The organism is Streptomyces flaveolus, from assembly GCF_000716535.1.
Lineage (GTDB): Bacteria > Actinomycetota > Actinomycetes > Streptomycetales > Streptomycetaceae > Streptomyces > Streptomyces flaveolus_A.
In genome coordinates this window covers 1-1,814 of record NZ_JNWV01000110.1, presented here as the reverse complement: position 1 = coordinate 1,814, position 1,814 = coordinate 1, and the positions used below count along the sequence as shown (strand labels likewise).

The 1,814-nt window shown below is 65.7% G+C and carries 1 pseudogene; it reads left to right on the top strand.

Features of this window, described 5'->3' with window-relative positions:
- Window positions 1-520 precede the first annotated feature (520 nt).
- Window positions 521-1,562 (top strand): annotated as a pseudogene (locus OO52_RS54925) (IS630 family transposase).
- Window positions 1,563-1,814: the final 252 nt, after the last annotated feature.

Genomic DNA, 1,814 nt, shown 5'->3' with positions numbered 1-1,814 from the left:
ACGGCCTCCGCCAAATCCAATACCGCAGCGACATCATCGACGGATGCCTCACCGGAACAGGCCTCACACCGACGACACCACGACTACAACGTCAGTAGCAGGTCGGCAAGCGGAGCCTGAAGGAGGCGATCCGCGGCCAACCTTGATTCCGTCAACTCGGCTAAGCTCATGTTGGAACCTCTCATTTGGAACGGGTTTCCACAGGTCAGCGAGCTGCAACTCGCTGGTCAAGCAACGGCCGGGGTGTTGGCGCACCTCGGCCGTTTCACGTTCCAGACCCTAGCCGACCGTCACAGATGAGACACAACGTTCGCGGCTAGATCCGGAAGCGTGTACCCACCCCCTGGAGGGGGTGGGTACTTCGGACATAGGGAACCGGGCAGGTGAGGGGTGGTCCAGCTGACCTCGCAGTTGCTAAAGGGCGAAGTTCGCGGCCGGTTGATTACTGACTTCGGCTCGTCAGGGTGAATCTTCGCGAAGCCACTGAAGGGCCCGGAGCGGTGGCTGTATCTCGTCCTGTGTGAGGTATGCGGATGGGGGCGGCCTGACCGCTGCGGGGCGGCAACGCCGGGAGACGGTACGGATGCAGGCGGCCGAGCTGTTCGAGCAGAAGATCAAGCCGCCGGAGGTCGCAAGACGCCTGCGGGTGAGCCTGAAATCGGCCTACCAGTGGCACAAGCTGTGGCGGGACGGAGGTCGTGAGGCTCTGGTCTCCCGTGGCCCGAGAAGCTCACCGGGTATCTCGAGCAGGGGCCGGCCGCGCATGGATGGGTGGAGGACCAGGTGTGGACCGCAGCGAGGGTGGCCACGCTGATCGGCAGGAAGTTCCACGTCTCCTACAGCGTCTCGGGCGCAACGAGGCTGATGCACCGGCTCGGCTTCAGCCCGCAGGTCCCCGTGCGGCGGGTCGCCGAACGTGACGAGCAGGCCGTGACCGCGTGGAAGGAGGCGACCTGGGCTGAGGTAAAAGAGTCCGGGCGGCCTGCGGAGGCTACGTCTGCTTCGAGGACGAAGCCGGGTTCACCCGGCGGCCGCCCAAAGGACGCACCTGGGGCCGGCGCGGTCACACCCCGGTCGTGACCGTCAGCGGCCGCCGCTCGGGGCGCCTGTCGGTGGCCGGACTGATCGCCATGCGGCCTGGTTCCCGGACCCGGCTGTGCCATCGTCTGCGCACCCACCGAGCGGGCAAAGACAAGCGCCGCAACATGGGCGAGCGGGACTTCATCGCGCTGATCGACGGCGTCCACCAGCTCGTCAAGGCGCCGATCGTGCTGGTGTGGGACCGGCCGAACACCCACGTCTCCCACGCCATGCGCGCGCTGATCGCCGAGCGTGAATGGCTGACGGTGTTCCTGCTGCCCGCGTACTCACCCGACCTCAACCCCGTCGAGTGGGTATGGGCGCACGTCAAACGCAGCCTGGCCAACCTCGCCGTCGTCGCCCTCGACCGACTCGAAGCCCTCGTACGCAACAGGCTCAAGCGCCTTCAGTACCGGCCAGACACCCTCGACGGCTTCATAGCCGGCACCGGCCTGACCCTCGACGATCCGAAGTCACCCTGACAAGCCGAAGTCAGTAATCGGAAGTACCCTCCCTCACAGGACGGCCGAAAATGATCGGCGTCGCCTCCCGGGCCCGACGCACCTGTGCGGTCCTTCGGGAGCGACTTCAAAAGGACCTCAACTCGTCAGCAACAACGAAGCCCCCGCCGCGCAGCTACTGACGTTGTAGTCGTGGTGTCGTCGGTGTGAGGCCTGTTCCGGTGAGGCATCCGTCGATGATGTCGCTGCGGTATTGGATTTGGCGGAGGCCGT